We start from the raw sequence: 25,659 nt of genomic DNA on the forward strand, positions 1-25,659 counted from the left end.
TGCCGCAAGTACGCCCTTGACGCCGGTGTGGATGGTAAGGAACGCGTCATCCCCGGATCCCGGGGTTTCGGCACGTCCCGGTGGGGCAGGCGGCGTCCGTGACAGCGATCGAGGTCGATGAGGACGAGTACGGCTCCTGGACGGTTCTGCGGGTCCGGGGAGAACTGGACCTGGTCACCTCCCCCCGGATACGCCGCAGCGTCCACGACGCCGTCGCGGGCGGCCGGCACGACCTGGTGGTCGACCTGTCGGGCGTGCGGTTCTGCGACTCGAGCGGCGTCGGCGTCCTCATCGCGGCGCGCCGCCTGCTCCGCTCGTGCGGCGGCCGGCTGCGCCTGATCCTCCCCGGGCGGGTCGGGGAGGACGAGGGCGTCGGGGACGGTCACGTCGACCGGGTGCTGTCCGCGCTCGGTGTGCGGCGCCTCTTCGAGGTGTACGAGGACGTGCCGGAGGCGCTCACCGGGGGGCCGGACCGAAGCGTTCCCTGAGCCGGTACTTGAGCACCTTGCGGAGGGTCTCGTTGCGGGGGAGCGCGTCCATCAGTTCCAGCTGCTCCGGCAGCTTGTGGACGGAGAGGCCCGCCTCCCGCAGGAAGGCCGTCACCGCGGGCAGGGTCAGCGGGGCGGCGCCGGGGGGCTGCTCGACGACGGCGCAGACGCGTTCGCCGCGCTCGGCGTCCGGGAGGCCTATGACGGCCGCGTCGCCGACGTCCGGGTGGCGGTGGAGGAGGTCCTCGATCTCCTTGGCCGAGATGTTCTCTCCCTTGCGGATGATGATGTCCTTGATCCGTCCGGTGAGGACGAGGTGCCCGGTCGGGGTGAGGTGCCCGACGTCGCCGGTGATCAGGAAGCCGTCCTCGTCGAAGGCGGCGGCCGTCTGCGCCGGGTCCAGGTAGCCGCGGCAGACGGCTTCGCCGCGGAGCCGGACCTCGCCGTCGCCGGTGATGCGGATCTCCATGCCGGCGGGCGGGCGGCCTTCGGTGGTGGCGAGGTTCTCGGGGGTGTCGTCGGGCGCGCCCATGGTGATCATGGGGACTTCGGTCATGCCGTACCCGTGGGTGAGCTGGCAGCCCAGTTCCTTGCGCACGGCGTGGTAGATCTCGGGCGGTTTGGGCGCGCCGCCGCCCGCGAGCAGCCGGAGGGTGGGGATGACGGGCTTGTCGGGCTGCTTGCGCTGCTCGGCGAGGAACATGGAGTAGAAGGCGGTGGAGCCGCCGGCGACGGTCACGCCGTGCCGGTTGTACTCGTCGAGGGCGTCGGGCAGCGCGAACTGCTCGAACATGACGGCGGGGAACCCGTACAGGAGCAGCATCACCGTGTAGTCGGGTCCGGCGATGTGCGCGTACGGGAAGGCCATCGAGCCGACGTCCGCCTCGGTGAGTTGCAGGGCGTGGGCGAGGCAGGAGCCGCCGGCGAGGAGCGAGCGGTCGGTGTGGAGGACGCCCTTGGGGTCGGAGGTGGTGCCGGAGGTCCAGTAGATCCAGCGGACGTCGGTCCCCGACGAGGGCGGTGGGGGCAGGACGGCGGGGTCGCCGTCCGGAAGGTCCTCGTACGCTTCGAGGATCCCGTGCGCGCCGAGCCGCCGGGCCATCTCCGTGTGGTCGAATCCGCGCCAGACTCCGGGGACGGCGAAGTGCTCGGCGCGTGAGGCGCGCAGGGCGAAGCCGACCTCCTTGTCCCGGTAGAAGGGGATCACCGGCGTCTGTACGGCTCCGATGCGGGCGAGCGCGAAGGAGAGCACGGCCGTCTCGATGCGGGTGGGGAGCTGCCAGGCGACGACCGTTCCGGCGCGCACGCCCCTCTCGTGGAGTCCGGCGGCGCACCGCTCGGCCCGGTCCCGGAGGCCGCCGAAGGTGAGGACGCGGTCGCCCTGGAGCAGGATGGGCCGGTCGGGAGTGAGTGCGGCGCGGTGTTCGACGAGCTCCCAGAGCGTGCGGGACTCGCCCAGGGCGTGTGCGGTCTCGTTCATCCCGTACTCCTCATGGCTGACGTTCCGTCAGATAGTCCGGTGAGCGTAGAGGTCCGACGCTTGTCGGTCCAGGGGTGCGGAGCTAGCCTGATCCCGTCAGATCTGACGGGTCATCAGAAACGGGCCGGGAGCGGTCCGCCCAATCCGGGAGAGGCTCCATGACGGAACTGCCCCGCATCATCAGCGTCGACGACCACGTGATCGAGCCGGCCCACCTCTTCGAGACCTGGCTCCCGAAGAAGTACCGCGACCGCGGCCCCCGGCCGCTCACCGCCGGCATCGGCGAGCTGGCCTACGTCGCCGGCAAGTACCAGATCACGATGGACCCCGAGGGTCCGCCCACCGACTGGTGGATCTACGAGGACCTCAAGTTCCCGTACAAGCGCAACATCGCCGCCGTCGGCTTCGACCGCGACGACATGACCCTGGAGGGCATCACCCGCGAGGAGATGCGGCGCGGCTGCTGGGACCCGGCCGCCCGCCTCAAGGACATGGACCTCAACCACGTCGAGGCCTCCCTCTGCTTCCCCACCTTCCCCCGCTTCTGCGGCCAGACCTTCGCCGAGGCGCACGACAAGGAGGTCGCCCTCGCCTGCGTCCGCGCCTACAACGACTGGATGGTCGAGGAATGGTGCGGGGGCAGCGGGGGCCGGCTCATCCCGCTGTGCATCATCCCGCTGTGGGACATCGACCTCGCCGTCGCCGAGATCCGGCGCAACGCCGCCCGCGGCGTCAAGGCCGTCACCTTCTCCGAGATCCCCACCCACCTCGGACTGCCCTCCATCCACTCCGGCTACTGGGACCCCTTCTTCGCCGTCTGCCAGGAGACCGGCACCGTCGTCAACATGCACATCGGCTCCAGCAGCCAGATGCCCGCCGCCTCCCCCGACGCCCCGCCCGCCGTCCAGGCCTCGCTCAGCTTCAACAACGCCATGGCCTCGATGATGGACTTCCTCTTCAGCGGGGTGCTGGTGAAGTTCCCGCGGCTGAAGCTCGCCTACAGCGAGGGCCAGATGGGCTGGATCCCGTACGCCCTCGAACGCGCCGACGACGTGTGGGAGGAGCACCGCGCCTGGGGCGGCGTGCGGGACATCGTCCCCGAGCCGCCGTCCACGTACTACTACCGGCAGATCTTCTGCTGCTTCTTCCGCGACAAGCACGGCATCGCCTCGCTCGACGTCGTCGGCCGCGACAACGCCACCTTCGAGACCGACTACCCGCACGTCGACTCGACCTTCCCGCACACCAAGGAGGTCGCCCTCGACCACGTCCGGGGCCTCGACGACGAGACGGTCTACAAGCTCATGCGCGGCAACGCCATCCGCATGCTCGACCTCGACCTCGACCGCGGACGCGCCTGATGGACCTCACCTGCACCGACGAGGAGGAGGAGTTCCGCGCCCGGCTGCGCGCGTGGCTCACCGCCACCCTGCCCGCCCTCCCGCCGCGACCCGACCCGCTCGACTGGCCGGCCCGGCGGGCGTACGACTGCGGCTGGCAGCGCAGGCTGCACGACGCCGGATACGCCGGCGTCCACTGGGACGCGTCCCCCACCCAGCGGCTGATCTTCCTGGAGGAGACCGAACTCGCCGGCGCCCCCTACGTCGGCGCCGGCTTCGTCGGCCTCCTCCACGCGGGACCGACCATCGCCGCCGAGGGCACCGCCGCGCAGCGCGCACGCTGGCTGCCGCCGATCCTCCGCGGCGACCAGGTCTGGTGCCAGGGCTTCAGCGAACCCGGTGCCGGCTCCGACCTCGCCTCCCTCCGGACCCGCGCCGTGCGGGACGGGGACGCGTACGTCGTCACCGGGCAGAAGATCTGGACCTCGCACGCCGAGGTCGCCGACTGGTGCGAACTCCTCGTCCGCACCGACCCGGCGGCCCCCAAGCACAAGGGCATCAGCTGGCTCGCCCTGCCCATGGACGCGCCCGGCGTCACCGTGCGGCCGCTCCGCACCCTCGCCGGCTCCACCGAGTTCGCCGAGGTCTTCCTCGACGAGGTGCGCGTCCCGGTCGAGAACCGGGTCGGCGACGAGAACGACGGCTGGCGGGTCACCATGGTCACCCTCTCCTTCGAACGCGGCACCGCCTTCGTCGGCGAGGTCGTCGCCTGCCGCCGCCTGCTCGGCGAACTCGCCCGCACGGCGCGGAAGAACGGCACCTGGGACGACGCCGTCCTCCGCCGCCGGCTCGGCCGGCTCGCCGCCGAGTTCCAGGCGCTCTGGCGGCTCACCCAGGCCAACGTCAGCGAGGCCCAGGCGACCGGCGGCGTCCCGGGCGCCGGCGGGTCCGTCTTCAAGCTCCACTACTCGCACGCCCGCCAGAAGCTGTACGAGGCCGCCGCCACCGTCCTCGGTCCCGACGCGCTCGACCTCGACCGCGACTGGACCCTCGACCGGCTGTCCTCCCTCTCGTACACCATCGCCGCCGGCACCTCGCAGATCCAGCGCAACATCGTCGCCGAGCGCATCCTCGGCCTGCCGAAGGGCCGGTGACCCCCGCCATGGACTTCCGACTCACCGAGGACCAGCGGGCCCTGCGGAAGGGCGTGCGGGAGCTGCTCGCGCGGCTCTTCGACCGGGCGGCGCTGCGGGCGGCGGTGGACTCGCCGGGGCTGGACCGGGCGCTGTGGCGGGAGCTCGGCGCCGCCGGGTTCTTCTCGCTGCGGCTCCCGGAGGAGGACGGCGGGGTGGGGCTCGGGCTTCCCGAGGCGGTGCTCGTCTTCGAGGAGGCGGGGAGGGTGCTGCTGCCGGGGCCGGTGGTGGCGACGCATCTCGCGGCGGGGGTGGTGCCGGGGGCGGCGGAGGGGGCCGCGGTGGTGACGTCCGCGTCGGAGGGGCTGGTGCCGTGGATGGACGAGGCCGACGTGGTGCTGGGGGACGTCACCGGCGCCGTGCCGTTGCGGTCGGTCGATCCGCTGACGCCGCTGCACAGGGTGCCGGGGCCGGCGGGCGCGGGGGGCGCGGGGAGCCTCGGCCGGGCAGGGGGCGCCGTCCGTGGTGCCCACCCGTTCCGCCCTGGGGGTCCCCCCGGACGAAGTCCGGGGGAGGAGCGATCGCCCACGACCGGGGCCCTCCTGTTCGCCGCCGAACAGGTCGGGAGCGCGGGGGCCACTACCGACGCGGCGGTGGCGTACGCGCGGGAGCGGGAGCAGTTCGGGCAGGTGATCGGGGGGTTCCAGGCGGTGAAGCACCTGTGTGCCGGGATGCTCGTGCGGACGGAGCTGGCGCGGGCGGCGGTGTGGGCCGCCGCCGTCACCGGGGATCCCGTCGAGATCGCGGGGGCGAAGATGCTGGCCGACGAGGCGGCGACGGGCAACGCGCGGGACTGCCTGCAGGTGTTCGGGGGGATGGGGTTCACCTGGGAGGCGGACGTGCACCTGCATCTGAAGCGGGCGTGGGTGCGGGCGCGGTTGGGGATGACGGGGGCGCGGGCCGAGGAGGTGGTGGCGGCGGCGCTGTAGCGCTGCGTGTTCGAAGGGTGACGGAATGTCGATACCGGGTTGTGTCCTTCGGCGGGGTCGTCACGGCCCGGAGTCGGCCTCCGGCTCCGGTACTCTCCGTGGGATGCGAGTGCTCGTTGGCCCGGATCGTCCCGGTGTCGCCCCTGAGGCGACCCCGTGTCCGGGAATGCCCGCCGCTCGCACCCGGCGTTCGACTACCCGCAGCGTGCGTCGCACAGTATGGACCATGCGTACTCCTTCGCGCTGGAATATGCCCGAAGCGCTTGTTGCGGTGACTGTACGTCAACCATGCTGTCCCACAAGGGAATCACGTTCCGTGAAGGTGTGTTGTCCGCCGGTTCGGATGGTGTGAGCGGTGCAGGTGCTTCAGGTGCAGTTGGAGGTCGGGCCCGACCCGGCCGAGGTGGGGCGAGCTCGGAGGTGGGCCCGCTCGCGGCTCGCCGGATCGGGCATAGGGGATGACGAGCCGCTGACCGACACGCTGGTCCTGCTCATCTCCGAGCTCGTGACCAACGCCGTGGTGCACACGGGATGCCCGGCGGTGCTGCGGATGCTGTTCGCGGCGGAGGGCGGGGTGCGGGTCGAGGTCGCCGACACGAGCGACCGTCCGCCGAGGCCCCGGCACGCCGAGGGCGACGACACCAACGGGCGCGGCCTGGAGCTGGTGGACGGCCTCGCGGACCGGTGGGGCTGGCAGTCGGAGGGCGCCGGCAAGAGCATCTGGTGCGAGGTGGACCGGGCTCCGGTGGGCCCGTCGCACGGGCAGGCCGCGGTGTCGCCCGGTCGGGTGCACTGTTGACGGTTCGTGGCGTTTTGCCCACTCTGGTGTGAGCGATTCGTGGCGAGGGGAGCCGAGGGCCGTGTGCCCTCGGCGTGTGCGGGTCGTGGCCGGGTGGCGGCGGCCGTGCCGTGCTCGGGGCGCGCGCGAGCGCGCCGCCGCCCGTGACCCCGTGCCTCAGAGGATGGCGACCGGTGCCACCGGCGTGCCCGTACCGCCGACGAAGGGTTCGGGCATGGCGGAGAGCAGGAAGGCGTAGCGCCGTTCTTGTGCACAGGCTGTGGACAGGCCTTCGAGGTTCCAGTTCTGCCCCTGGAGCATCCCCATCTCGACCAGGTCGAGCGCGTGCACCGGCAGCCACAGGTCGTCGATCTCCGGCGGGAAGATCTCGAAGGTGAGCGTGTCGTTGGCGACGGCGGCGACGTCACGGGCGTGGAACCACTCCGGCGTGCGGATCGAGAGCCCCGGTGACGGGAAGGCGTACCCGTGCTTGTCCCCGGCCAGGTACGCCCGCATCTGACCCGTCCGCACGAGCACGATGTCGCCGGCGCGGACCGTGACGCCGCCGAAGTCGGCCGCCTCGTCGAGATCCTCCGGGGTGACGGCGTGGTCGCCGGGCAGCCGGTCGACGCCCTTCGCCGCGGCGACGTCCAGGAGGACCCCGCGGCTCACGAGGTGCCGGGCGGTGTGGATGCCGCTGAACTCGGAGCGGCCGTGCGGGGTGATGGTGGTGGCGGGGCGGCCGTTGTAGATGCGGCCCGAGTGCGAGGCGTGGGTCAGGGCGTCCCAGTGGGTGCCGGCCTGGAGGCCCAGGGTCACGGCGTCGTCGCTGGTGGCGACCGTGCCGGGGCCGAAGAGCTCCTGGTTGACCTGGACCATGACGTGTAGCGGGTTCACCCGGCCGGGGATCATCCCGGTCTGCACGCCGTCCTGCTTCAGGTCGACGGCGAGGGGGACGCGGTGTCCGGTGCGGACGGTGGCGACGGCCTCGCGCACCACCTCGTCCGTGACGAGGTTGAGGGTGCCGATCTCGTCGTCCCGGCCCCAGCGGCCCCAGTTGTTGACGCGTTTGGCGATCTCGTGAAATGCGGCGGGGAGAGACATCGGGGCCTCCGGGGTCTTGTTTTCCGGTATCTGACGGACCGTAGAATCCTGACGACGAACGAATCTAACGGACCGTCAGAAAGTGCGGGAAGGGGCCGGGCGTGCGGAACTTCTTGGCTGGCAAGGTCGTCGCGGTGACGGGGGCGGGGCGGGGCATCGGCCGCGCCGTCGCCCTCGCGTGCGCGGCGGAGGGCGCGAAGGTCGTCGTCAACGACTACGGGGTGTCGATCGAGGGCGGCGAACCGACCTCCGAGGTCGCCCTCGCCGTCGTGAAGGAGATCGAGGCGGCGGGCGGCGCGGCCGTCGCCGTCGCCGACGACATCTCGACGATGGCGGGCGGACAGCGGATCGTGGACGTCGCCCTCGCCGAGTACGGGCGCATCGACGGCGTCGTCTGCGTCGCCGGCATCCTGCGCGAACGCATGCTCTTCAACATGTCCGAGGAGGAGTGGGACCCCGTCGTCGCCACCCACCTCAAGGGCACGTTCACCGTCTTCCGCGCCGCGTCGGCCGTCATGCGCAAGCAGGGCACGGGCACGCTCATCGGGTTCACCAGCGGCAACCACCAGGGCTCCGTCGCCCAGGCCAACTACTCGGCCGCCAAGGGCGGGATCATCTCCCTCGTCCGCTCCGCGGCGCTCGGCCTCCACAAGTACGGCGTCACCGCGAACGCCGTCGCCCCGGTCGCCCGCACCCGCATGTCCGCCAACGTCCCCATGGAGCTCAAGGAGATCGGCGAGCCCGAGGACGTGGCCGCCCTCGTCGTCTACCTCCTCTCCGAGCGGGCCCGAGCCGAGAAGATCACCGGCCAGGTCTACACGATCGCCGGACCCAAGATCGCCGTCTGGGCCCAGCCGCGCGAACTGCGCGCCGGCTACGCCGAAGGCGCCGCCTGGACCCCCGAACGCATCGCCGACTTCCTCCCCGGGACCGTCGGCACCGACCCCATGCCGATGCTCGCCCGGCTGGAGGAGATGGCGCGCGCCGCCGCGGCGGGCGACCGCCCCAACGCCGCGAAGGAGAACGGGTCATGAGGGGCGTCGTGTTCGACGGGAAGTCGGTGCAGGTCGTCGACGACCTGGAGGTGCGGGACCCGGGGCCGGGCGAGGTGCTGGTCGGGATCGCGGCGGCGGGGCTCTGCCACAGCGACCTGTCGGTGGTGGACGGGACGATCCCGTTCCCCCCGCCCGTGGTCCTCGGCCACGAGGGCGCGGGGGTCGTGGAGGCCGTGGGGGCCGGCGTGACGCACGTCGTGCCCGGGGATCACGTGGCCCTCTCTACGCTGGCGAACTGCGGGGCGTGCGCGGACTGCGACCGGGGACGGCCGACGATGTGCCAGAAGGCGATCGGGATGCCGGGGCAGCCGTTCTCGCGGGACGGGCGGCCGGTCTACCAGTTCGCGTCGAACTCGTCGTTCGCGGAGCGGACCGTCGTCAAGGCCGTCCAGGCCGTACGGATCCCGAAGGACATCCCGCTCACCTCCGCCGCCCTGATGGGCTGCGGCGTCCTCACCGGCGTCGGCGCGGTGCTGAACCGGGCGAAGGTCGGCCGGGGCGAGACGGTCGTCGTCATCGGCACCGGGGGGATCGGGCTCAACGTGATCCAGGGCGCCCGGATCGCGGGCGCCCTGACGATCGTGGCCGTCGACACCAACCCGGAGAAGGAGGCCGTGGCACGGCGGTTCGGCGCCACCCACTTCCTCGACTCCGCGGACGGCGTCCGGGAGGTCCTGCCCACCGGCGCCGACCACGTCTTCGAGTGCGTCGGGCACACGGGCCTCGTCCGTACCGCCGTCGACCTGCTCGACCGCCACGGCCAGGCGGTCCTCCTCGGCATGACCGCGCCCAAGGCGGAGGCGACGTTCCTGCCCGCCGCCATGTTCCTGGACAAGTCGATCCTGGGCTGCCGCTACGGCTCCTCCCGCCCGCAGAAGGACATCGCCCTCTACGCGGAGCTGTACCGGACGGGCGGCCTCCTCCTCGACGAGCTCGTGACCGCCACCTACCCCGTGGAGGACTTCGCGCGCGCGGTGGAGGACGCGGAGCGGGGGAAGGTGGCCAGGGGCGTGCTCACGTTCTGAGCCGTACGGAACAGCGGGCAGGGGGGGGCGGAAACACGGCGGGTCGCGGGGGCGTGCGAGCCCGCCGTATTTCCCTGGGGGACAGGACCGTCGGCGGGTTACGGTCACGGCCATGTCCTACCGCGAACTCGCCACCCGACCCGTCCTGGCCTGGTCGACCGTCATGGTCACCAGCCGGCTGCCCATCGCCATGGCGCCGCTCGCGGTCGTGTTCCTGGTGCGGGAGCGACCCGGCGGGTACTCGCTCGGGGCGGTGCTCGCGGCGGTGTACGTGCTCGGGGAGATCGTCGGCGCGCCCGTGCTCGGCCTGCGGATGAACGCCGAGCGGGCCAGGCCGCAGCTGGCCGCCGGACTCGCCGTCGGCGCCGCCGGGTTCGCCGGACTAGGGCTGCTGCCGGGCGCCCACCCGGTGGTGCTCGGCGCCCTCGCGCTGCTCGCGGGCGTCGGGCCCGCCGCCGTGCCCGGGGGGCTGCGGGCGCTGCTCACCAGCCTCGTGCCGGAGCGGGCCGTCACCCAGGCGATGAGCATGGAGTCGGTGCTGACCTTCGCCATCTGGGCGGCCGCGCCCGCCTTGGCGACCGGACTCGCGCTCGGCGTCGACCCGGCCGTGCCGCTGCTCCTCATGGGGGCGCTGCTGGCCGTGTCGGTGGCGGGGCTGCGGATGCTGCCGGCCGGGTGGGCGGCGGAGCCGCAGGAGGAGGGCGCGTCGATGCGGCGGATGCTGCTGCGGGCCTGGCCGGTGTACGTCCTGGGGGCCGCCGGCCTGACGCTGCTCGCGCTGGCCGAGCTGGTCCTGCCCGCCCTGCTCGAACAGCGGGGGATCGGCATCGGGTGGGCGGGGCCGCTGCTCGCCGGGTTCTCCATCGGCTCGGCGGCGGGCGGGTTCGTGTACGGCCTGCGGGGGCACTGGCCGGGGTCGCTGTCCGCCCAGTCGACGGTGCTCGTGCTCGCGGTGGCCTCGGGCGTCGCGCTCGTCGCCGTACTGCCGTGGACCGCCGCGATAGCGGTGGCGCTGGTCGCCGCGGGGATCCTTCAGGCGCCTTCGGGCCTGTCCCGGAACCTCGCCCTGCGGGAGGTCCTGCCGCCGTCCGCGCTCGCCGCCGGGTACTCGGTGATGTACGCGGCGGTGGGCGCCGGTTACGCGGTCAGCGGCACCCTCGCGGGCGCGCTGCTCAAGGTGGTGGCGCCGTCGACGGCGATCCTGTGCGGGGTGGTCCTGACCGTGCTGCTCACCGGGGCCGGTTTCGTGGGGGAGCGGCGGCTGATCCGCCGCGCCGCGGTGGCGGGGGACGTTCAGACGGCGTCCGCGCCCGTGCGGAAGGTGCGGCGGTAGGCGGTCGGGGTCACGCCGATCGCGGTCATCAGGTGGACGCGCAGGGACTGGGCGGTGCCGAAGCCGGCGTCCCGGGCGACGCGGTCGACGGGGAGGCCGGTGGACTCCAGGAGGTACCGGGCGCGTTCGACGCGCTGCTGGGTGAGCCACTGGCCGGGGCTGATGCCGACCTCGTCGCGGAAGCGGCGGGTGAACGTCCGCACGCTCATCGACTCCTTCTCGGCCAGGTCCCGCAGCTGGATCGGCTCGTCCAGGTGGGCCAGCGCCCACGCCCGCGCGGTGGTCGTGGTGTGGGTGCCCGCCTCGGGCACCGGGCGCTCGATGTACTGGGCCTGGCCGCCGTCGCGGTGCGGCGGCACGACGGTCCTGCGGGCGACGTCGTTGGCGACGGCCGTGCCGTGGTCGCGGCGCACGATGTGCAGGCACAGGTCGATCCCGGCGGCGACGCCCGCCGACGTCAGGACGTCGCCGTCGTCGACGAAGAGGACGTCCGCGTCGACCCGTACGGACGGGAAGAGCCGCTGGAAGTGCTCGGCGGAGGACCAGTGGGTGGTGGCCGGGCGCCCGTCGAGGAACCCGGCGGCGGCCAGCACGTACCCGCCGGTGCAGATGGAGACGAGCCGGGTGCCGGGCCGGATGTGCGCCAGCGCGGCGGCCAGCTCCTCGGTGAGCCTGCCCTCCTCGTGGACGGGCCCCAGCTCGTACGAGGCGGGGACGACGACCGTGTCGGCGGTGGCGAGGACCTCCGGCCCGTGCTCCACGTACACGGAGAAGTCGGCGTCGGTGGGCACGGCGCCCGCGGCCGGCGCGCAGGTGACGATCTCGTACAGGTGCCGTCCCTCGGCGTCCTTGGCGCGCCCGAAGATCCGGTGCGGGATGCCGAGCTCGAAGGGGAGGAGCCCGGGCAGCGCGAGGACGGCGACGCGGTGGGGGGTGGGGCCGGACTGCGACGGCACGGGCGTGCTCCCTTCGGCGGGCGGCGGAGAAAAAGGACTGGTGGTCCAGACCACTTTCCGGTAGTTCTGCTTGTCCGTGACGGACAACACGTACAAGTCTGAGGCCGCCGAGCGGATTCCCGCCCCGGTCGAGCCGCCCGCACTCTGGAACCGCAACTTCCGGCTCTTCTTCGTCGCCCGCGCGGTCGCCGTCTTCGGCGAGGGCATGGTCCCGGTCGCCTTCGCCGCCGGACTCCTCGGCGCCGGCCACCCCGGCTCCACCGTCGGGTACGCGCTCGGTGGCTGGACGGCCGCCTTCGCGCTCTTCGTGCTCTTCGGCGGCGTCCTCGCGGACCGGTTCACCGCCCGCCGCATGATGATCCTCGCCGACCTCCTGCGACTGCCCGGCGCCGCCGTCCTCGCCGTCTCCTTCACCCTCGGCAGCCCGCCGCTCTGGGCGGTGTACGCCCTCTCCGTCGCCGCCGGCATGGGCGCCGCCCTCTTCCAGCCCGGCGTCGCCTCCACCATCCCCCGCATCGCCCCCGACGTGCAGCGCGCCAACGCCGTCCTGCGGGTCGTCGAGGCCCTCATGACCATGGCGGGACCGGCCGCCGCCGGCCTGCTCGTCGCCGTCTGGAACGCGGGCGCGGCCTTCGCCGTCAACGGCGTGACGTTCGCGGTCAGCGCCCTCTGCCTCACCCTCCTGCGGATCGCCCCGCTCCCGTCCGACTCCGCGCGCCGCGACTCCCTCGGCGCCGAACTCGCGGGCGGCTGGCGCGAGTTCCGGTCCCGGAGTTGGCTGTGGGGCGTCATATCCATCTGGACGGTGTACGGGCTGACCGTCGCCGGGCCCATGGTGCCGCTCACCGCGAGCCTGGTCACCGAGGACCACGGCTCGGCCGCGTACGGCGTGCTCATGGCCGTCAACGGCGCCGGCAGCGCCGTCGGCGGCCTGCTCGCCCTCCGGCTCCGCCCCCGCCGCCCCCTCGCCTCCGGCGCCGTCGCACTCCTCGGCCTCCCCGTGAACCTCGCCCTGCTCGGCCTCGGCGCACCCGTCGCCCTCCTCGGCGCCGGCCAGTTCATCGCCGGCGCGGCCTTCGCCTTCTGGCTCGTCATGTGGTCCACCTCGGTCCAGACCCACGTCCCCCAGGAGGCCCTCAACCGCATGCACGCCTACGACGTGGCCGGCTCCCTCCTGATGATGGGCGTCGGCCGCACCCTGTCGGGCCCGGTCGCCGCCGCCGTCGGCGCGCAGCAGGTGCTGCTCACGGGCGCGGGCATCGCGGTCCTGGTGGTGGCCGCGCTGCTCGCCGTACGGCCGATCAGGACACTGCCGCGGCTGTAGGGGCGTGGGGGCGTCCGGGGTGCGGGGGGGACGTCCGAGGTGCGGCCCGGGGGCGCGGCCCGGGACACGGAGGCGTGTCCCGATCCTTTGGAAAGCTGTCGTTCGGGCCAATGGTCGGGGCACGGCCCGGACGGGATGCTCAGTGGCATGGCCCAGACAACCGAGCGCCCCGCCGGTCACGCACCCGACCGTCCCCCCGTCCGTCCTCCCGCCCGCACGCCCCGCGTCCACCGCGCCTGGTCCGTCGCGGCGGTCACCTTCGTCACGATCATCGGCGCCGCGGCCTTCGCCTCGCTGCCGGGCCTGCTGATCGAGCCGCTGCACGGCGAGTTCGACTGGTCACGCGGGACGATCGGCTTCGCCGTCTCGGTGAACCTCGCGCTCTACGGGCTCACCGCCCCCTTCGCCGCCGCGCTCATGGACCGGTTCGGCATCCGCCGGGTCGTCGCCATGGCCCTGACGGTCATCGCCGCCGGGTCGCTCCTCACCGTGTGGATGACGGCCGCCTGGCAACTCGTCCTCTACTGGGGCGTCCTCGTCGGCCTCGGCAGCGGCTCCATGGCCCTCGCCTTCGCCGCGACCGTCACCAACCGCTGGTTCGTCGGCCGCCGCGGCCTGGTCACCGGCATCCTCACCGCCGCCGGCGCCTCCGGCCAGCTCGTCTTCCTGCCGCTGCTGTCCTGGCTGGTCGAGCACCACGGCTGGCGCCCCGCCGCCGTGACCGTCTCCCTCGCCGCGCTCGCCGTCGTCCCCTTCGTGTGGCTGCTGCTCCGCGACCACCCCGCGGACGTCGGCCTGGCCCCGTACGGCGGTGAGTACGCCGAGAAGCCCGCGCCCGTCACCGGCGCCGCCCGCCGCGCCGTCACCGTCCTCCTCAAGGCGGCCCGCACCGGCCCCTTCTGGCTCCTCGCCGGCACCTTCGCGATCTGCGGCGCCTCCACGAACGGCCTGGTCAAGACCCACTTCGTGCCCGCCGCCCACGACCACGGCATGCCCGTCACCGCCGCCGCCGGACTCCTCGCCGTCATCGGCGTCTTCGACGTCGTCGGCACCATCGCCTCCGGCTGGTTCACCGACCGCTTCGCGGCCCGCCGCCTCCTCGCCGTCTACTACGCGCTCCGCGGGATCTCCCTCCTCTTCCTGCCGATGCTCCTCGCCCCCGCCGTCCACCCGCCGATGCTGTTCTTCATCGTCTTCTACGGCCTCGACTGGGTCGCCACCGTCCCGCCGACGATCGCCCTCTGCCGCGAGCACTACGGCGAGGACTCGGCGATCGTCTTCGGCTGGGTCCTCGCCTCCCACCAGGTCGGCGCCGCCGCCGTCGCCTTCGCCGGCGGCGTCGCCCGCGACCTCTTCGGCAGCTACGACGTCGTCTGGTACGCCTCCGGCGCCCTGTGCGCCGCCGCCGCCCTGATGGCCCTCGTCATCAGGCGACCCCGGACGGAAGCACCCTCCCCGGCAGGAGCATGATGAGCGCCAGGGGGTGATCGCAGATGGGCGGTCCTGAAAGCGGGCGGAGCACCGCCCGGATGCTGCGGGTCGCGGTACTCGTCCTGGTCGTCGAGGCGGCCGTCACCATGGCGGCCCAGGCCGTCCTCGCCGGGCCCGACGACGGCCCGGCCCGCTTCCTGCCGATCTTCACCCACCCGACGCTGGCGACGATCGGCGTCCTCGGCCTGCTCCTCGCCGCCGTCTTCCTCGTCCTCCCCACCGTCTGGCTCAGCGAAGAGCTGGAACGCCGCCTGGGTGGCCGTGCCGACGCCTGGATCCCGGCCGTCGCCGCCCTCGCCGCGTCCGTCCCCGTCCTTCCCCGCGCCCTCTCCGAGCTCGCCGGCCCCGTGGGCGCGGCCGGCGCCTGGCTGACCGGCATCGTCGTCCTGACGGTGGCCGCCCTGGCCACCCGACGCGCGGCCCGCCTCCCGCGCCTCACCCGCCACCGGACCAAGGCGCCGGCGACGGGCGGCTGAACCGCCCGGGGCGCCGAGCCCCGGACGCTTCCTCACGCGCCGAACCGCCCGGGGCGCCGAGCCCCGGACGCGTCCCTACGCGCTGAACCGCCCGAACCGCCCCCGGTGGAACAGCAGCGGATCCCCGTCCTCCGCCGCGCCCAGGGCGTCGACCCGCCCCACCACGATCAGATGGTCGCCGCCGGTGTGCACGGCGCTGATCACGCAGTCCATCCACGCCGGCGCACCGGGCAGCCGCGGCGAGCCGGTCACCGGCGCCGGCTCCCACTCCACCCCCGCGAACTTGTCGGCGCCGCTCACGGCGAACGACCGGCACAGCCCGCCCTGGTCGGCCCCCAGCACGTTGACGCAGAAGCCGCCCGCCCCCGCGATCCTCGGCCACGTCGTCGACGTACGGGCCACCATGAACGCGACCAGCGGCGGATCGAGCGACAGCGACGCGAACGACTGGCAGGCGAACCCCGCCGGCCCCTCCGCGTCCCGCGCCGTCACGATCGTCACCCCGCTCGCGAAGTGCCCCAGCACCCGGCGGAACTCCGCCGGATCGACGGGTGGCCGCTCGTCCTCCCGTACCGCGCGCAGCACCGGCCTCGGCAGTGGTTCCACGGCCGTCGGCGAACCGGCCGCTCTCAGGTGTCGGACGACGGTGGCCGCCATCCCCGCGTGTCCCATCACACCGCCCATTGAAACTGACGGTTCGTCAGATGGGAAGCCCCCGACACGACGGACACACCGTCGCCCCGGGGGCTCCCTGTCGTACCACCCGCGAGGATCAGCCGGCGACGACCCCCGTCGACCGGGTCCACGCGACCCCCGCCGCGTGACCCGTCCGGTAGGCCGTCACCTTCACCGTGATCCGCGTCCCCCGCTGCGCCTTCGTCAGCGTGAACCACGACTTCGTCGCCCCGCCGATCGCCCGCCCGTTCGCGTACCACTGATACGTGTACGAGCCCGGCGCCGGCGTCCACACGCCCTTGCCCACGGTCAGCGTCCGCCCGACCCGCACCGTGCCCGAGACGTACGGCGCGCTCGTCGCCTTCGGCGCGAGACCCGCGGCGACCGTGTACCCCACCGTCGTGTACGCCCCGTTCAGATGCCCCGTCCGCAGCGCGGTGACCGTCACGGTGAGCTTCTTGCCGAGGACGGTCGCGACCGGCACGTACGACGACCCCGTCGCCCCCGCGATGGCCACCCCGTTCGCCCGCCACTGGTACGCGTACGACGTCGGCGCCGGCGACCACGTGCCGACCACGGCCGTCACCTTGCCGCCGACCCGGGTGGCGCCCGACATCGCCGGGACCTTGACGGGCTTGGGCGCGACGCCCTTCACCACCACACCGCCACTCGTCGCCGCGACGACCGGGTGCCCCACCTTCCGCGCGGTCACCTCCACCGACAGCTGCTTGCCGAACAGCTCCGGCGGCAGTGCGTACGTGGCGGCCGTGGCGCCCGCGATGGCGACGCCGTTCGCCCGCCACTGGTACGCGTACGCGTCGGGTACCGGTGACCACGTGCCGACCGACGCCGCCACCGTGCCGCCGAGGACGGCGGTGCCGGTGACGGAGGGGGCGACGGTGGCGCTCAGCGGGGCGACGACGGTGACGGTGCCACGGGGGTACCGCACGCTGTCGTGCGTGAGCACGCTCAGGCTGAGCGCGGTGCGCGGGGCGCCCGTCAGGTCGAGCGACACCTCCATGCTCTGCCGGTCGGGGGCGATGGAGACCGTCGTCGACCGGGCACGGTAGGTCCCGCCCGAGACCTCGACCACGTCGTTCTCGTGCAGCGCGGCTCCGGTGACCTCCATGGTGATCTTCCCGGCGCCCACGGTCCCGGGGCTCACGGACGTGACGCTTCGGAGCACGGGGCCACAGCGGTACTGGCAGGTGGCCGTGGCACTCGTCTCGGTCGGGGCCTGCGTGGGAAGCGACGGCATCCCGATGACGAGGGTCGTCGGCCGGGAGTACCGCCCGTAGGTTTCCGCCTCCGGCACCTTGCAGGTGTAGGAGGAGTAGCTCCCGGCCCGGGGGCAGCCGTTCCGGCGGGTCGCCGGGTCGTAGAACCAGGGAGTCGGCGACCTCTTGAGGTCCAGCTTGGGCGTGAACGCCAGCCGGAACCAGTCGCCCGCACCGGTCGGCAGCACGACGCAGAGCGCGGGCTTCTGCTCGGTCAGCGTGCCGACGGACAGGCCGAAGCCGTAGGTGACGTCGGGCCCCTTGAGGCACTCCGGTGCGGGCCCGGCGGCGGTGCCGATCCGGAGCGCGTCGAAGCGGTAGGCGGGGGCGGTGGTGTCGCCGCGTTCGACGCGGACGATCGCCTGGTAGGCGGTGGAGCCGGTGACGGCACAGCCCGCGGCGAATTCGGTGCACGCGACTTCGCCGTTCGCGGAGTACGCGTTGAACCCGGTCGCGAGCCCCGCCGCCGTGTACCGGGCGTTCAGGTGCAGCGTGTCCCGCGCGTCGGCGGTGGTCACCCGGTGGCACAGGAGCGTGCCGGGTTCGGCCGGAACACCGTCCAGGGCCGGGTCGCCGACCCGGGTGGCCGGGGTCTCGACGCAGCCGCGCGCGGTGCCGGTGACGTCACGGCGCACGAGGGTGTGCTCGGTGGGCCTGCTCTTGCCGCGGAGGAGGACGGTGTGGGACAGGCCGGGCGTCAGGGCGCAGTCCACCACGTCGTCGGCGAAGGCGCCCAGCCGGCAGGCCCGGTGGCCGTTCTCGTCGAGGACGGCGAATCCGAGGGAGTTGCCTCCCGAGGCGCTGTCGATCTGCAGCAGCTCGCGGCCGGAGTGGCTGTCCGCCGGGATCGTCAGGCAGTCGGCGAAGGAGTCGCTCTCGGTGGTCACCGCCGCTCCGGCCGGGTTCACGCCGAAACCACCGGCCGGGAAGGTCCGGCAGTCGCTCGCGACGTCCGTGCGGTGGACGATGAGCCCGTAGGAGCCGGTGCCGCTCGTGCTTCCCCGCTCCACCAGGGCGCGGTAGGGGGCGGTGCCGCCGAGGGAGCAGGCACCCGCGGAAAGTTCCTCCTCGGTCCAGCAGAGCAGGGCGCCCGTCGCGTCCAGAACCCTGACGTTCGTCCACACGCTCTCGCCGGCGGAGGGACCTGTCAGAACAGCCACCTGGGAGCCCTGGGGCACCGGCAGGTTCACGCAGTCGATCACACCGGGTGCGGCGAGGGAGGTCCAGCGCGGCTGCGCGAGCACCACGTCCGCGCAGCCCTCGGGGGAGCGCAGGTCGAGGATCTGCAGGGCGTCGTCGGTTATCAGGGTGTACGTGATGCCGGCGGTGAACGTGCAGGCGTCGTAGTACTTGCAGACCTGACCGTCCGGCGAGTACGTCTCGACCGGTGCCCTGCCGCCGTTCGCGCTGACGGCCTTCACCTCGTACGAGCCGGTGGTGGCGGGCGTGAACGTACTGCAGGGAGGCGAGGCCTTGACGGGCGCGGAGCCGTACGCCGTCACCGACGCGACCGCGCAGCCGACGGGATCGGAGAGGCGCCGGACCTTCAGGGTGTACGGGACGGGGGCGTCCAGGTCTGCGAGGACGCGATAGTCGTCGGTCCCGTCCGGCAGCACGCAGGTGTAGCCGGTGTTGCAGAGCCACTTGCCGGTGCCGTCGGTGATCCACGCATGGACGTTGGCGAACGCGGTGGGCCGGATATCCGCTTTGACCAGCGCGCCGGGCGGGGCCGTGAAGGAGTGGCAGACGATGCCGAGCTCGCCGGCGGCGGTGCCGGTCGCCGGGGCCGCTCCGATGTCGGTGTTGTCGGGGCCGGTGCAGCCGGGGCCCGTCATCAGCGGGATGACGGTGATCGCCGCCTCGCCCGAGTAGTCGTCGGGGCGGACGACGTCGAGCCTGTACGTGCCGACGGCCAGGTCGCAGGGCTGGGCGTGGCTCAGGGCGTTGCACCCGACGGGCGTCCCGCCTGAGGAGAGCGAGAGGGACAGGTTTTCACCGCCTTGCACCTGGTGCAGGCCCGGCTTCTCCACCGTCACCGTGAAGCAGGCGGAGCCGCGCGGCCCCAGCGTCACCCGCCCGACCGCGTCGCCCGGGTCGCCGAAGGGAGCGAGCGGCAGCACGGGACAGGTGCCGGCGGTCGGGTCCGGGGTCGGCTCGACCGTCGGGGTCGGCGCGGGCGTCGGGTCCGTCGTGGGATCCGGTGTCGGGTCCGGCGTCGCCGACGGCTCGGGCGCGGGCGGTGTCGGGTCAGGGGCGGGTGCCGCGCTCGCGGACGGCGGGGGCGTCGCGGCCAGTGCCGTGCCCGTCGGGAGCAGGGGGCCCATGAGGGCCGTCAGTAGGGCGGGGATCAGGAAGAGGGATCTTCCGGGTCTTCCGGATCTTCCCGATCTTTCGGATCTTCGGGTTCTTGTGCGCGAGCGCGCGGAGTTGAGCATTCCGTTCCCCCCGGAGCGGCACGGTGTGGCATATGCACGGCACACCATAGGGCCCCGGGGGGACAGGCCCGGCTAGCGCCCCTCGTACCGCGCTTCCCGGCGCTCGACGAAGCTCGCCACGCCCTCCTGGGCGTCGCGGGTGGTCATGTTGAGCTCCTGGGCGGCGGCTTCGGCGGCGAAGGCGGTGGTGCGGTCGGAGTCGAGGGAGGCGTTGACGAGCTGCTTGGTGAGGGCGAGGGCGCGGGTGGGCCCTTGGGCGAGGCGTTCGGCCCACTCGCGGGCGGTCTTCTCCAGGTCGGCCGCCGGGACGATCCGGTTCACCAGGCCCAGGTCCTTCGCGTCGGCCGCGCCCACCGCGTCGCCGAAGAACAGGAGCTCCTTGGCGCGCTGAGGGCCGATGAGGCGGGGGAGGAGGTAGGCGCCGCCGCCGTCGGGGACGAGGCCGCGGCGGACGAAGACCTCGATGAAGCGGGCCGAGTCCGCCGCGATCACCAGGTCGCAGGCGAGGGCGAGGTGGGCGCCGATGCCGGCGGCGGTGCCGTTGACGGCGGCGATGACGGGCTTCTCGCAGTCCAGTACGGCTCCGATGAAGCGCTGGGCGCCGAGGCGGATCATGCGGGCCACGTCCCCCGCGACCCGTTCGCCGGTGGCCGGGGCGCCGCGGAGGTCCGCGCCGGCGCAGAAGCCGCGGCCGGTGGCGGTCACCACGACCGCCCGGACGTCCGGGTCGGCGGACGCGTCGGCGAGGAGGGCGATGATCCGCTCGCGCTGGTCCCAGGTGACGGCGTTCATCGCCTCGGGGCGGTTGAGGGTGATCCACGAGACGCCGTTCTCGACGGTGTGGAGGACGTCGGACAACGGGGGGCTCCTATCGGCAGACCGCGAGGGCGTCGAGGGCGACCGCGCCCTGGCCGCGCGGCAGCACCATCAGCGGGTTGATGTCCAGTTCGGCGAGGTCGCCGTCGAGTTCGAGGGCCATGCGCTGCACGCGGAGGACGACCTCGACGAGGGCGTCGACGTCGGCGGGCGGGGCGCCGCGCACGCCGTCGAGGAGGGCCCGGCCGCGGAGCTCGGCGAGCATGGAGCGGGCCTCGTGCTCGTCGAACGGCGGGACGCGGACGGCCGTGTCGCTCAGGACCTCGACGAGGACGCCGCCGAGGCCGACGGTGACGGTCGGGCCGAACAGGTCGTCGCGGGTCACGCCCACGACCATCTCGACGCCGCGTCCGACCATCTGGCAGACGAGGATGCCGTCGAGGTCGATCGACTCGAAGCGGGCGATGTCGGTGAGCTCGCGGTAGGCGTCCCGCACCTGGCTGGCGGAGGTGAGGCCGACCTTCACGAGGCCCAGTTCGGTCTTGTGGGCGAGCTGGGCGCCCGACGCCTTCATCACCACCGGGTAGCCGACGAGCCCGGCGGCCCGGACGGCCGCCGCGGCGCTGGTGACGAGCTGCTCGCGCGGCACCCGTATCCCGTACGCCCGGAGCAGCTGCTTCGCCGCGTGCTCGCTGAGCCGCCGGCCGGGCCGCATGAGGGCCTGGGCCTTGCGGAAGGACGGGGAGGGGGTGCGGGGGGCCTCGTCGAAGGGGGAGCGGTAGCCGGTGGTGAAGCGGTGGTGGTCGAGGTACGCCTTGACGGCTCCGATGCAGTTCCCGAAGGTGCGGAAGGTGGCGAGGCGCGAGGAGCCCAGGAGAGTCGTGCGGTACGCGTCCTCCGTTCCCAGCGGTGAGCCCCAGATCACGCAGACCAGTTTGTCGGTGGCCTCGGCCGCGTCGACGAGGTCCTGCGCGAGCTTGTCGCTCATGGGCGGGAAGGGGCCGGTGATGGGACAGATCAGCACGCCGACCGACGGGTCCGCGAGGATCGCGTCGATGATCTTCCGGCCCCGCCAGTCGCCGACCGGGTGCCCGCCGTTGTCGACGGGGTTCGAGACGCTCAGGTACTCCGGTATCCACTGGTGCAGTTCGTCCTGCTTGGCCTGCGGGAGGGTGGGGAGTCCGAGCCCCGCCGCCGTGGCCAGGTCGGCGAAGTGCGCGCCCGTGCCGCCGGAGATCGAGTAGACGACGACGCCGTCCGCGACCGGCCGCCGTGCGCGGGCGAGGAGCGTCGCGGTGTCCTGGAGCTGGTCGAGTCCGTCGACCCGGATGACGCCGAACTGGCGCATGGCCGCGTCGACGACCCGGTCGGCGCCGGTCAGCTTCCCGGTGTGGGAGGCGGCGGTGCGGGCCCCGGTCTCGGTCCGTCCCACCTTCACGGCGACCACGGGCACGCCCTGGCGTGCGGCCCGGTCGGCGGCGAGCAGGAAGGACCGGCCGTCCTTCAGCCCTTCCACGTAGCAGGCGATGGCCCCGACCTCGGGCCGTCCCGCGAAGTACGAGATGAAGTCCGAGGTCTCCAGGTCGGCCTCGTTGCCGGTCGGCGCCCAGTGCGAGAGCCGGACCCCGAGTTCCTGGAGGGTGAAGACGGGCCGCCCCTGGTGGCCGGACTGGGTGATGAGCGCGACGGCGGGTCCGTCGAGGTCCTCGCGGAACCGCTCGAAGGCGTTGAGGTTGGTGTTGGGGCCGAGCAGCCGCAGCCCGGAGCGGCGCACGGCGGCGGCGAGACGTTCCTGTGCCTCGGCGCCGGCCTCCCCGGTCTCGGCGAACCCGGAGGCGAACGCGACGGCGAACCGCACCTTCGCCTCGGCCAGCTCCTCGATCACCGGCAGCGGATCCGCGACCAGGAGGACCGCCAGGTCGACGGGCTCGGCGAGCGCGCCGACCGAGGGCACGCAGTCGATCCCGAACACGCTCTCCCGGGTCGGGTGGACCGGCACCAGCCGCGCGCCCACCCGCTCCGACCAGGCGATCAGCTGCCGGGTGATCCCCGTGTTCGGCCGTCCCTCGGCGTCCGAGGCGCCGATCACGGCGACCGACTCGGGCCGGAAGAACCGGTCGAGGTCGGGGACGAGGGCGTGCAGCGGGCGCCCGCTGACGTCGTGGTCGCCGGGTGCGGCGGTGACGCCGTGCACGGCGGTCCTGGGCGATTCGCCGCAGGCGACCACGCGGGCGCGGAGATCGGTGGTGAAGGTGCCGTGAGTCGATCCAAGCATGTGTTCCGCCCGCCCCTTCGCCCATCCGTATACAGCTGACGCTTAGTCAGATTACAGAACTGACGGCCAGTCAGGAATGGGTGTGCGGCGCCCGTCCCGGAACCGGCCGCCGGGACCCGTACAACCCTTCGGTCCGATGGCGGGTCTCACCTCTCGGGGGACGTGCCCGAAACGTCCGACGTCAACCGCAATGGGGGATCCCTTGACCCGCTCCACCCGCCTCCGGGGCCGCCGCCGCGCACTCGGCGCCGCCCTGGCCGTCCTCGCCTCCTCCGCCGCGCTCACCACGGCGACGACGGCCCCGGCCCAGGCCGCCGAGGGTCCGTCGAAGCCCCGCTTGGTCTTCACCGAGTACAAGGACGTCGACGGCGTCGGGCAGAGGGCCCTCGTCACGGTCAACGCCGACGGCACCGACCGGCGCGTCCTCACGCCCACCGGCCCGGGCCTGAACGCGCCCGACATCAACGAGGTCGTCTTCTCGCCCGACGGCACGCACATCGCCTTCATCAACAGCGACAACCACAGCATCTGGATCGCCGACGCGGACGGACGCAACGCGCGCCTCGTCCACCAGGGCTTCTACTACCCCGAGGGCCGTCCCAACGACATGATCGGGTGGACCCCCGACGGCAGGGCGCTCTATTTCGGCCTCTGGAACGAGTCGTACCCCCACACGGACACGAGCTTCATGATGCGGGTCGGAGTCGACGGCTCCGGGCTCGATTTCGTCTTCGACCAGGCGCGCCTCCCGGGCGCTGAGTTCGACGTGGCCTGGGACGGGCGCATCGCCTTCGGTACCAACACCCACATCAGCGTCTGGGACCCGCGCAAGGGAGGCGAGCCGGAGGTCGTGGCCGACGGCTATTCCCCGACGTTCTCGCCGACGGACGGGCGGATCGCGTTCCGCGGCAGCCAGGGCGGCATCCGTGTCCTGGACGCCGGCGGCGAGTACACCCTGTCCGAGGGTGTGAACGCCTCCCAGCTCGACTGGTCTCCGGACGGTTCGCAGCTCGTGTACACCGAATCGGGGGGCGACGCGCTCTACGTCGTGAGCGCCACCACGCCCGGCGCCACCCCCAAACTCCTCTCGGCCCCCGGCACCAGAGCCCTCGCCGTCTCCTGGGCCCCGCCGCGCGGCTGGAACCCCCACGGCTCCTTCCGCCGCGACTACGGCGGCGACGGCCGGCCCGACCTCCTCGCCGCCGGCACAGACGGCGTCCTCTGGCGCTACGACGGCAACGGCACCGGCGGTTTCCAGCCCCGCCAGAAGACCGGCTGGGGCTGGAAGGGCTACCGCTTCACCGCCGCCGGCGACCTCAACGGCGACGGCCGCCCCGACGCCCTCGCCCAGGACGCCACCGGCGGCCTCTGGCGGCTCGACGGCACCACCGGCGGCGGCTTCGCGCCGAAGGTGAAGGTCGGCACGGGCTGGAAGGACTTCAAGGTCACCGGCGTCGGTGACCTCACCGAGGACGGTTACGCCGACATCCTCGCCGTCGACGCCGTGGGCGCCGTCTGGCAGTACCCGGGCGACGGCCGCGGCGGCCTCCAGGCCCGCCAGCGGGTCGGCACCGGCTACACCGGCCAGCGCCTGACGGGCGTCGGCGCGTTCACGTCCAGCGGCTACCAGAACCACCTCGGCCTGTTCCCGGACGGCACCCTCTACCGGTACGAGCGGGGCGCCGCCTACAAGGTCGGCTGGGGCTGGAAGGGCCTGACCCTCACCGGCGCCGGCGACCTCTCCGGCGACGGCGTCACCGACGTCCTCGCCCTCGACACCAACGGCGTCCTGTGGCGGTACGACGGCGACGGCAAGGGCGGCATGAAGCCCAGGATCAAGGCGGGCTGGGGCTGGAAGGGCCTGAACCTGTTCTGACCCCTTCCCCCCGGGGGCTTTCCCTCGGGGGGCCTTCCCCCGGGGGGAAGCGGGCCTACTTCGACTTCGCGATCCGCCGCGCGATCCTCTCCGCGTCGATCGCCAGCTCCCGGAACATGCCGCTGATCGGGTTCGTGAACCCGGTGAAGTAGAGACCCGGCGCCTCACGCGGGCAGCGCGCCCCGTGGACGACCGGCCGTCCGCGCTCGTCGAGGACGTCCAGGTGGCCGAGGAGCGGTTCGAGGGCGCGCCGGTAGCCGGTCGCGGCGACGATCGCGTCCGGGGCGATCCGGGTGCCGTCGGCGAGGACGACCTCGGCGCCGTCGAAGGCCTCGACGGCGGCGACGACCTCGACCTTGCCCGCCCGGACGGCGTCGATGAGGCCGACGTCCTGGACGGGTACGGCGCCTTCGCGCTGGCGGGTGGCGAGGCCGGTCGTGGGGCGGGGGAGGCCGTGGGCGGAGAGGTCGGGCACGGCGACCTTGGCCATCAGGGCGCCCATGCGGTCGACGAGCGGGGCGGGGAGCCGGCGGACCAGGATGCCGGTGCGCTGGGCGGGCCAGCCGGCGGTGGTGCGGCGGACGATGTGCGGGACGGTGCGGATCGCGAGGCGCACGCGGGCGGCGCCGCCCTCGGCGAGGTCGGCGGCGATCTCGGCACCGGTGTTGCCGGCGCCGACGACGAGGACGTCCCTGCCCTCGTACGGCCCGGGGTTGCGGTAGGACCGCGCGTGGTTCAGCTCGCCCTCGTACGCGTCGCGGCCGGGCCAGTCGGGGACGTGCGGGGTGTGGTTGTAGCCGGTCGCCACCACCACCGCGCGGCCGGTGAGCCGACGTCCGCCCGTGGCGTGCAGGATCCAGTCGGCGCCGTCCCGCTCGACGCGGTGGACCTCGACCCCGGTCACGACCTCCAGCTCGTGCTGCTCGGCGTACTTCTCCAGGTAGCGCACGACGTCGGCGCGGGCCACCCAGCGGCCGAACGAGCGGGGCATCTTCAGGCCGGGCAGCGCGGAGAGCCGCCGGGTGGTGTGCAGCCGCAGCCGGTCGTAGTGGGCGCGCCAGGAGGCGCCGACGGCGTCGGACTTCTCCAGGACGACGGCCCGGACTCCGCGTGCGCCCAGGGCGGCGGCGACGGCGAGTCCGCCGGGTCCGCCGCCGATGACGTACACGGGGTGCACGGGGGGTTGATGGGGGGTGGTGATGGCCATGAATGCTGAGCGTAATGACGTGTACACGCAGTGGGTCTCGGTCAAGAGGGATTTCGGTTGCGAATCGGTCACGTCCGCGCGGGCCGCACCCCTCCGTGCCCCGCCTCTTGCGCTCCGCGCCCACCC

20 protein-coding genes are annotated in these 25,659 nt (G+C 73.4%); 12 read left to right on the forward strand and 8 right to left on the reverse strand.

What is annotated here, in order from left to right; translation table 11 throughout:
• The first annotated feature begins 98 nt into the window (after positions 1 to 98).
• Complete coding sequence (locus ACFCY7_RS06905) at positions 99 to 488, forward strand: STAS domain-containing protein (protein ID WP_376482008.1); 390 nt, start codon at positions 99 to 101, stop codon at positions 486 to 488.
• On the opposite strand, the gene ACFCY7_RS06910 is transcribed toward ACFCY7_RS06905, so the two are convergent.
• The gene (locus tag ACFCY7_RS06910) at positions 457 to 1,968 is read right to left on the reverse strand and encodes a class I adenylate-forming enzyme family protein (protein WP_376482010.1); all 1,512 of its coding nucleotides are present in this window, start codon (positions 1,966 to 1,968) and stop codon (positions 457 to 459) included. The two genes, ACFCY7_RS06905 and ACFCY7_RS06910, sit on opposite strands and share 32 nt — an antisense overlap.
• Positions 1,969 to 2,126: 158 nt before the next feature.
• Here ACFCY7_RS06910 and ACFCY7_RS06915 point away from each other — a divergent pair, with 158 nt between their 5' ends.
• From ACFCY7_RS06915 to ACFCY7_RS06930, 4 genes are all read left to right on the forward strand, one after another.
• Entirely contained in the window at positions 2,127 to 3,329 is a 1,203-nt protein-coding gene (locus ACFCY7_RS06915) for an amidohydrolase family protein (protein ID WP_376482012.1), read from the forward strand.
• Complete coding sequence (locus tag ACFCY7_RS06920) at positions 3,329 to 4,462, forward strand: acyl-CoA dehydrogenase (protein WP_376482013.1); 1,134 nt, start codon at positions 3,329 to 3,331, stop codon at positions 4,460 to 4,462. Before ACFCY7_RS06915 ends, ACFCY7_RS06920 begins: the two co-directional genes overlap by 1 nt.
• An 8-nt stretch (positions 4,463 to 4,470) precedes the next feature.
• On the forward strand, positions 4,471 to 5,430 hold the full coding sequence (locus ACFCY7_RS06925) for an acyl-CoA dehydrogenase family protein (protein ID WP_376482015.1): 960 nt from the start codon (positions 4,471 to 4,473) through the stop codon (positions 5,428 to 5,430).
• Between the two features lie 355 nt (positions 5,431 to 5,785).
• Complete coding sequence (locus ACFCY7_RS06930; protein WP_376482016.1) at positions 5,786 to 6,229, forward strand: ATP-binding protein; 444 nt, start codon at positions 5,786 to 5,788, stop codon at positions 6,227 to 6,229.
• Between the two features lie 156 nt (positions 6,230 to 6,385).
• On the opposite strand, the gene ACFCY7_RS06935 is transcribed toward ACFCY7_RS06930, so the two are convergent.
• On the reverse strand, positions 6,386 to 7,312 hold the full coding sequence (locus ACFCY7_RS06935; RefSeq protein WP_376482017.1) for a cyclase family protein: 927 nt from the start codon (positions 7,310 to 7,312) through the stop codon (positions 6,386 to 6,388).
• A gap of 101 nt (positions 7,313 to 7,413) precedes the next feature.
• Between ACFCY7_RS06935 and ACFCY7_RS06940 the strand changes: the two genes are divergently transcribed.
• The 3 genes from ACFCY7_RS06940 to ACFCY7_RS06950 all read left to right on the forward strand — a co-directional run bounded on the left by ACFCY7_RS06940 (position 7,414) and on the right by ACFCY7_RS06950 (position 10,725).
• A complete protein-coding gene (locus ACFCY7_RS06940; RefSeq protein ID WP_376482018.1) occupies positions 7,414 to 8,346 on the forward strand; it encodes an SDR family oxidoreductase in 933 nt (310 codons plus the stop codon).
• Complete coding sequence (locus tag ACFCY7_RS06945) at positions 8,343 to 9,392, forward strand: Zn-dependent alcohol dehydrogenase (protein WP_376482020.1); 1,050 nt, start codon at positions 8,343 to 8,345, stop codon at positions 9,390 to 9,392. The genes ACFCY7_RS06940 and ACFCY7_RS06945 overlap by 4 nt, the downstream gene beginning before the upstream one ends.
• 112 nt (positions 9,393 to 9,504) lie before the next feature.
• Positions 9,505 to 10,725 carry an MFS transporter gene (locus ACFCY7_RS06950; RefSeq protein WP_376482022.1) on the forward strand — a complete coding sequence of 407 codons (1,221 nt, stop codon included), beginning with the start codon at positions 9,505 to 9,507 and terminating at the stop codon, positions 10,723 to 10,725.
• On the opposite strand, the gene ACFCY7_RS06955 is transcribed toward ACFCY7_RS06950, so the two are convergent.
• Positions 10,686 to 11,681 (reverse strand): GlxA family transcriptional regulator, encoded by a 996-nt coding sequence (locus ACFCY7_RS06955; protein ID WP_376482024.1) that lies wholly within the window; start codon positions 11,679 to 11,681, stop codon positions 10,686 to 10,688. The genes ACFCY7_RS06950 and ACFCY7_RS06955 overlap by 40 nt on opposite strands.
• 70 nt (positions 11,682 to 11,751) lie before the next feature.
• On the opposite strand from ACFCY7_RS06955, the gene ACFCY7_RS06960 reads away from it, so the two are divergent.
• The 3 genes from ACFCY7_RS06960 (at position 11,752) to ACFCY7_RS06970 (ending at position 14,972) form a co-directional block, all read left to right on the forward strand.
• Complete coding sequence (locus ACFCY7_RS06960; RefSeq protein WP_376482026.1) at positions 11,752 to 13,005, forward strand: MFS transporter; 1,254 nt, start codon at positions 11,752 to 11,754, stop codon at positions 13,003 to 13,005.
• Positions 13,006 to 13,152: 147 nt separating this feature from the next.
• The gene (locus ACFCY7_RS06965) at positions 13,153 to 14,475 is read left to right on the forward strand and encodes an MFS transporter (protein ID WP_376482028.1); all 1,323 of its coding nucleotides are present in this window, start codon (positions 13,153 to 13,155) and stop codon (positions 14,473 to 14,475) included.
• A 23-nt stretch (positions 14,476 to 14,498) separates the two neighbouring features.
• The gene (locus tag ACFCY7_RS06970) at positions 14,499 to 14,972 is read left to right on the forward strand and encodes a hypothetical protein (RefSeq protein WP_376482029.1); all 474 of its coding nucleotides are present in this window, start codon (positions 14,499 to 14,501) and stop codon (positions 14,970 to 14,972) included.
• Between the two features lie 75 nt (positions 14,973 to 15,047).
• On the opposite strand, the gene ACFCY7_RS06975 is transcribed toward ACFCY7_RS06970, so the two are convergent.
• The 4 genes from ACFCY7_RS06975 to ACFCY7_RS06990 all read right to left on the reverse strand — a co-directional run bounded on the left by ACFCY7_RS06975 (position 15,048) and on the right by ACFCY7_RS06990 (position 22,450).
• The gene (locus tag ACFCY7_RS06975; RefSeq protein WP_376482031.1) at positions 15,048 to 15,656 is read right to left on the reverse strand and encodes a flavin reductase family protein; all 609 of its coding nucleotides are present in this window, start codon (positions 15,654 to 15,656) and stop codon (positions 15,048 to 15,050) included.
• An 88-nt stretch (positions 15,657 to 15,744) separates the two neighbouring features.
• Positions 15,745 to 19,248 (reverse strand): hypothetical protein, encoded by a 3,504-nt coding sequence (locus ACFCY7_RS06980; RefSeq protein ID WP_376482033.1) that lies wholly within the window; start codon positions 19,246 to 19,248, stop codon positions 15,745 to 15,747.
• Between the two features lie 183 nt (positions 19,249 to 19,431).
• Positions 19,432 to 20,151 carry an enoyl-CoA hydratase/isomerase family protein gene (locus tag ACFCY7_RS06985; protein ID WP_376482110.1) on the reverse strand — a complete coding sequence of 240 codons (720 nt, stop codon included), beginning with the start codon at positions 20,149 to 20,151 and terminating at the stop codon, positions 19,432 to 19,434.
• 76 nt (positions 20,152 to 20,227) lie between these two features.
• Positions 20,228 to 22,450 (reverse strand): acetate--CoA ligase family protein, encoded by a 2,223-nt coding sequence (locus ACFCY7_RS06990; protein WP_376482034.1) that lies wholly within the window; start codon positions 22,448 to 22,450, stop codon positions 20,228 to 20,230.
• A gap of 202 nt (positions 22,451 to 22,652) precedes the next feature.
• On the opposite strand from ACFCY7_RS06990, the gene ACFCY7_RS06995 reads away from it, so the two are divergent.
• Positions 22,653 to 24,326: an FG-GAP-like repeat-containing protein gene (locus tag ACFCY7_RS06995; RefSeq protein WP_376482036.1), complete on the forward strand. Its 1,674-nt coding sequence runs from the start codon at positions 22,653 to 22,655 to the stop codon at positions 24,324 to 24,326.
• A gap of 55 nt (positions 24,327 to 24,381) precedes the next feature.
• On the opposite strand, the gene ACFCY7_RS07000 is transcribed toward ACFCY7_RS06995, so the two are convergent.
• Complete coding sequence (locus ACFCY7_RS07000) at positions 24,382 to 25,533, reverse strand: flavin-containing monooxygenase (RefSeq protein ID WP_376482038.1); 1,152 nt, start codon at positions 25,531 to 25,533, stop codon at positions 24,382 to 24,384.
• Between the last annotated feature and the right edge of the window lie 126 nt (positions 25,534 to 25,659).

The organism is Streptomyces sp. NPDC056361 (assembly GCF_042262805.1).
Classification (GTDB): domain Bacteria; phylum Actinomycetota; class Actinomycetes; order Streptomycetales; family Streptomycetaceae; genus Streptomyces.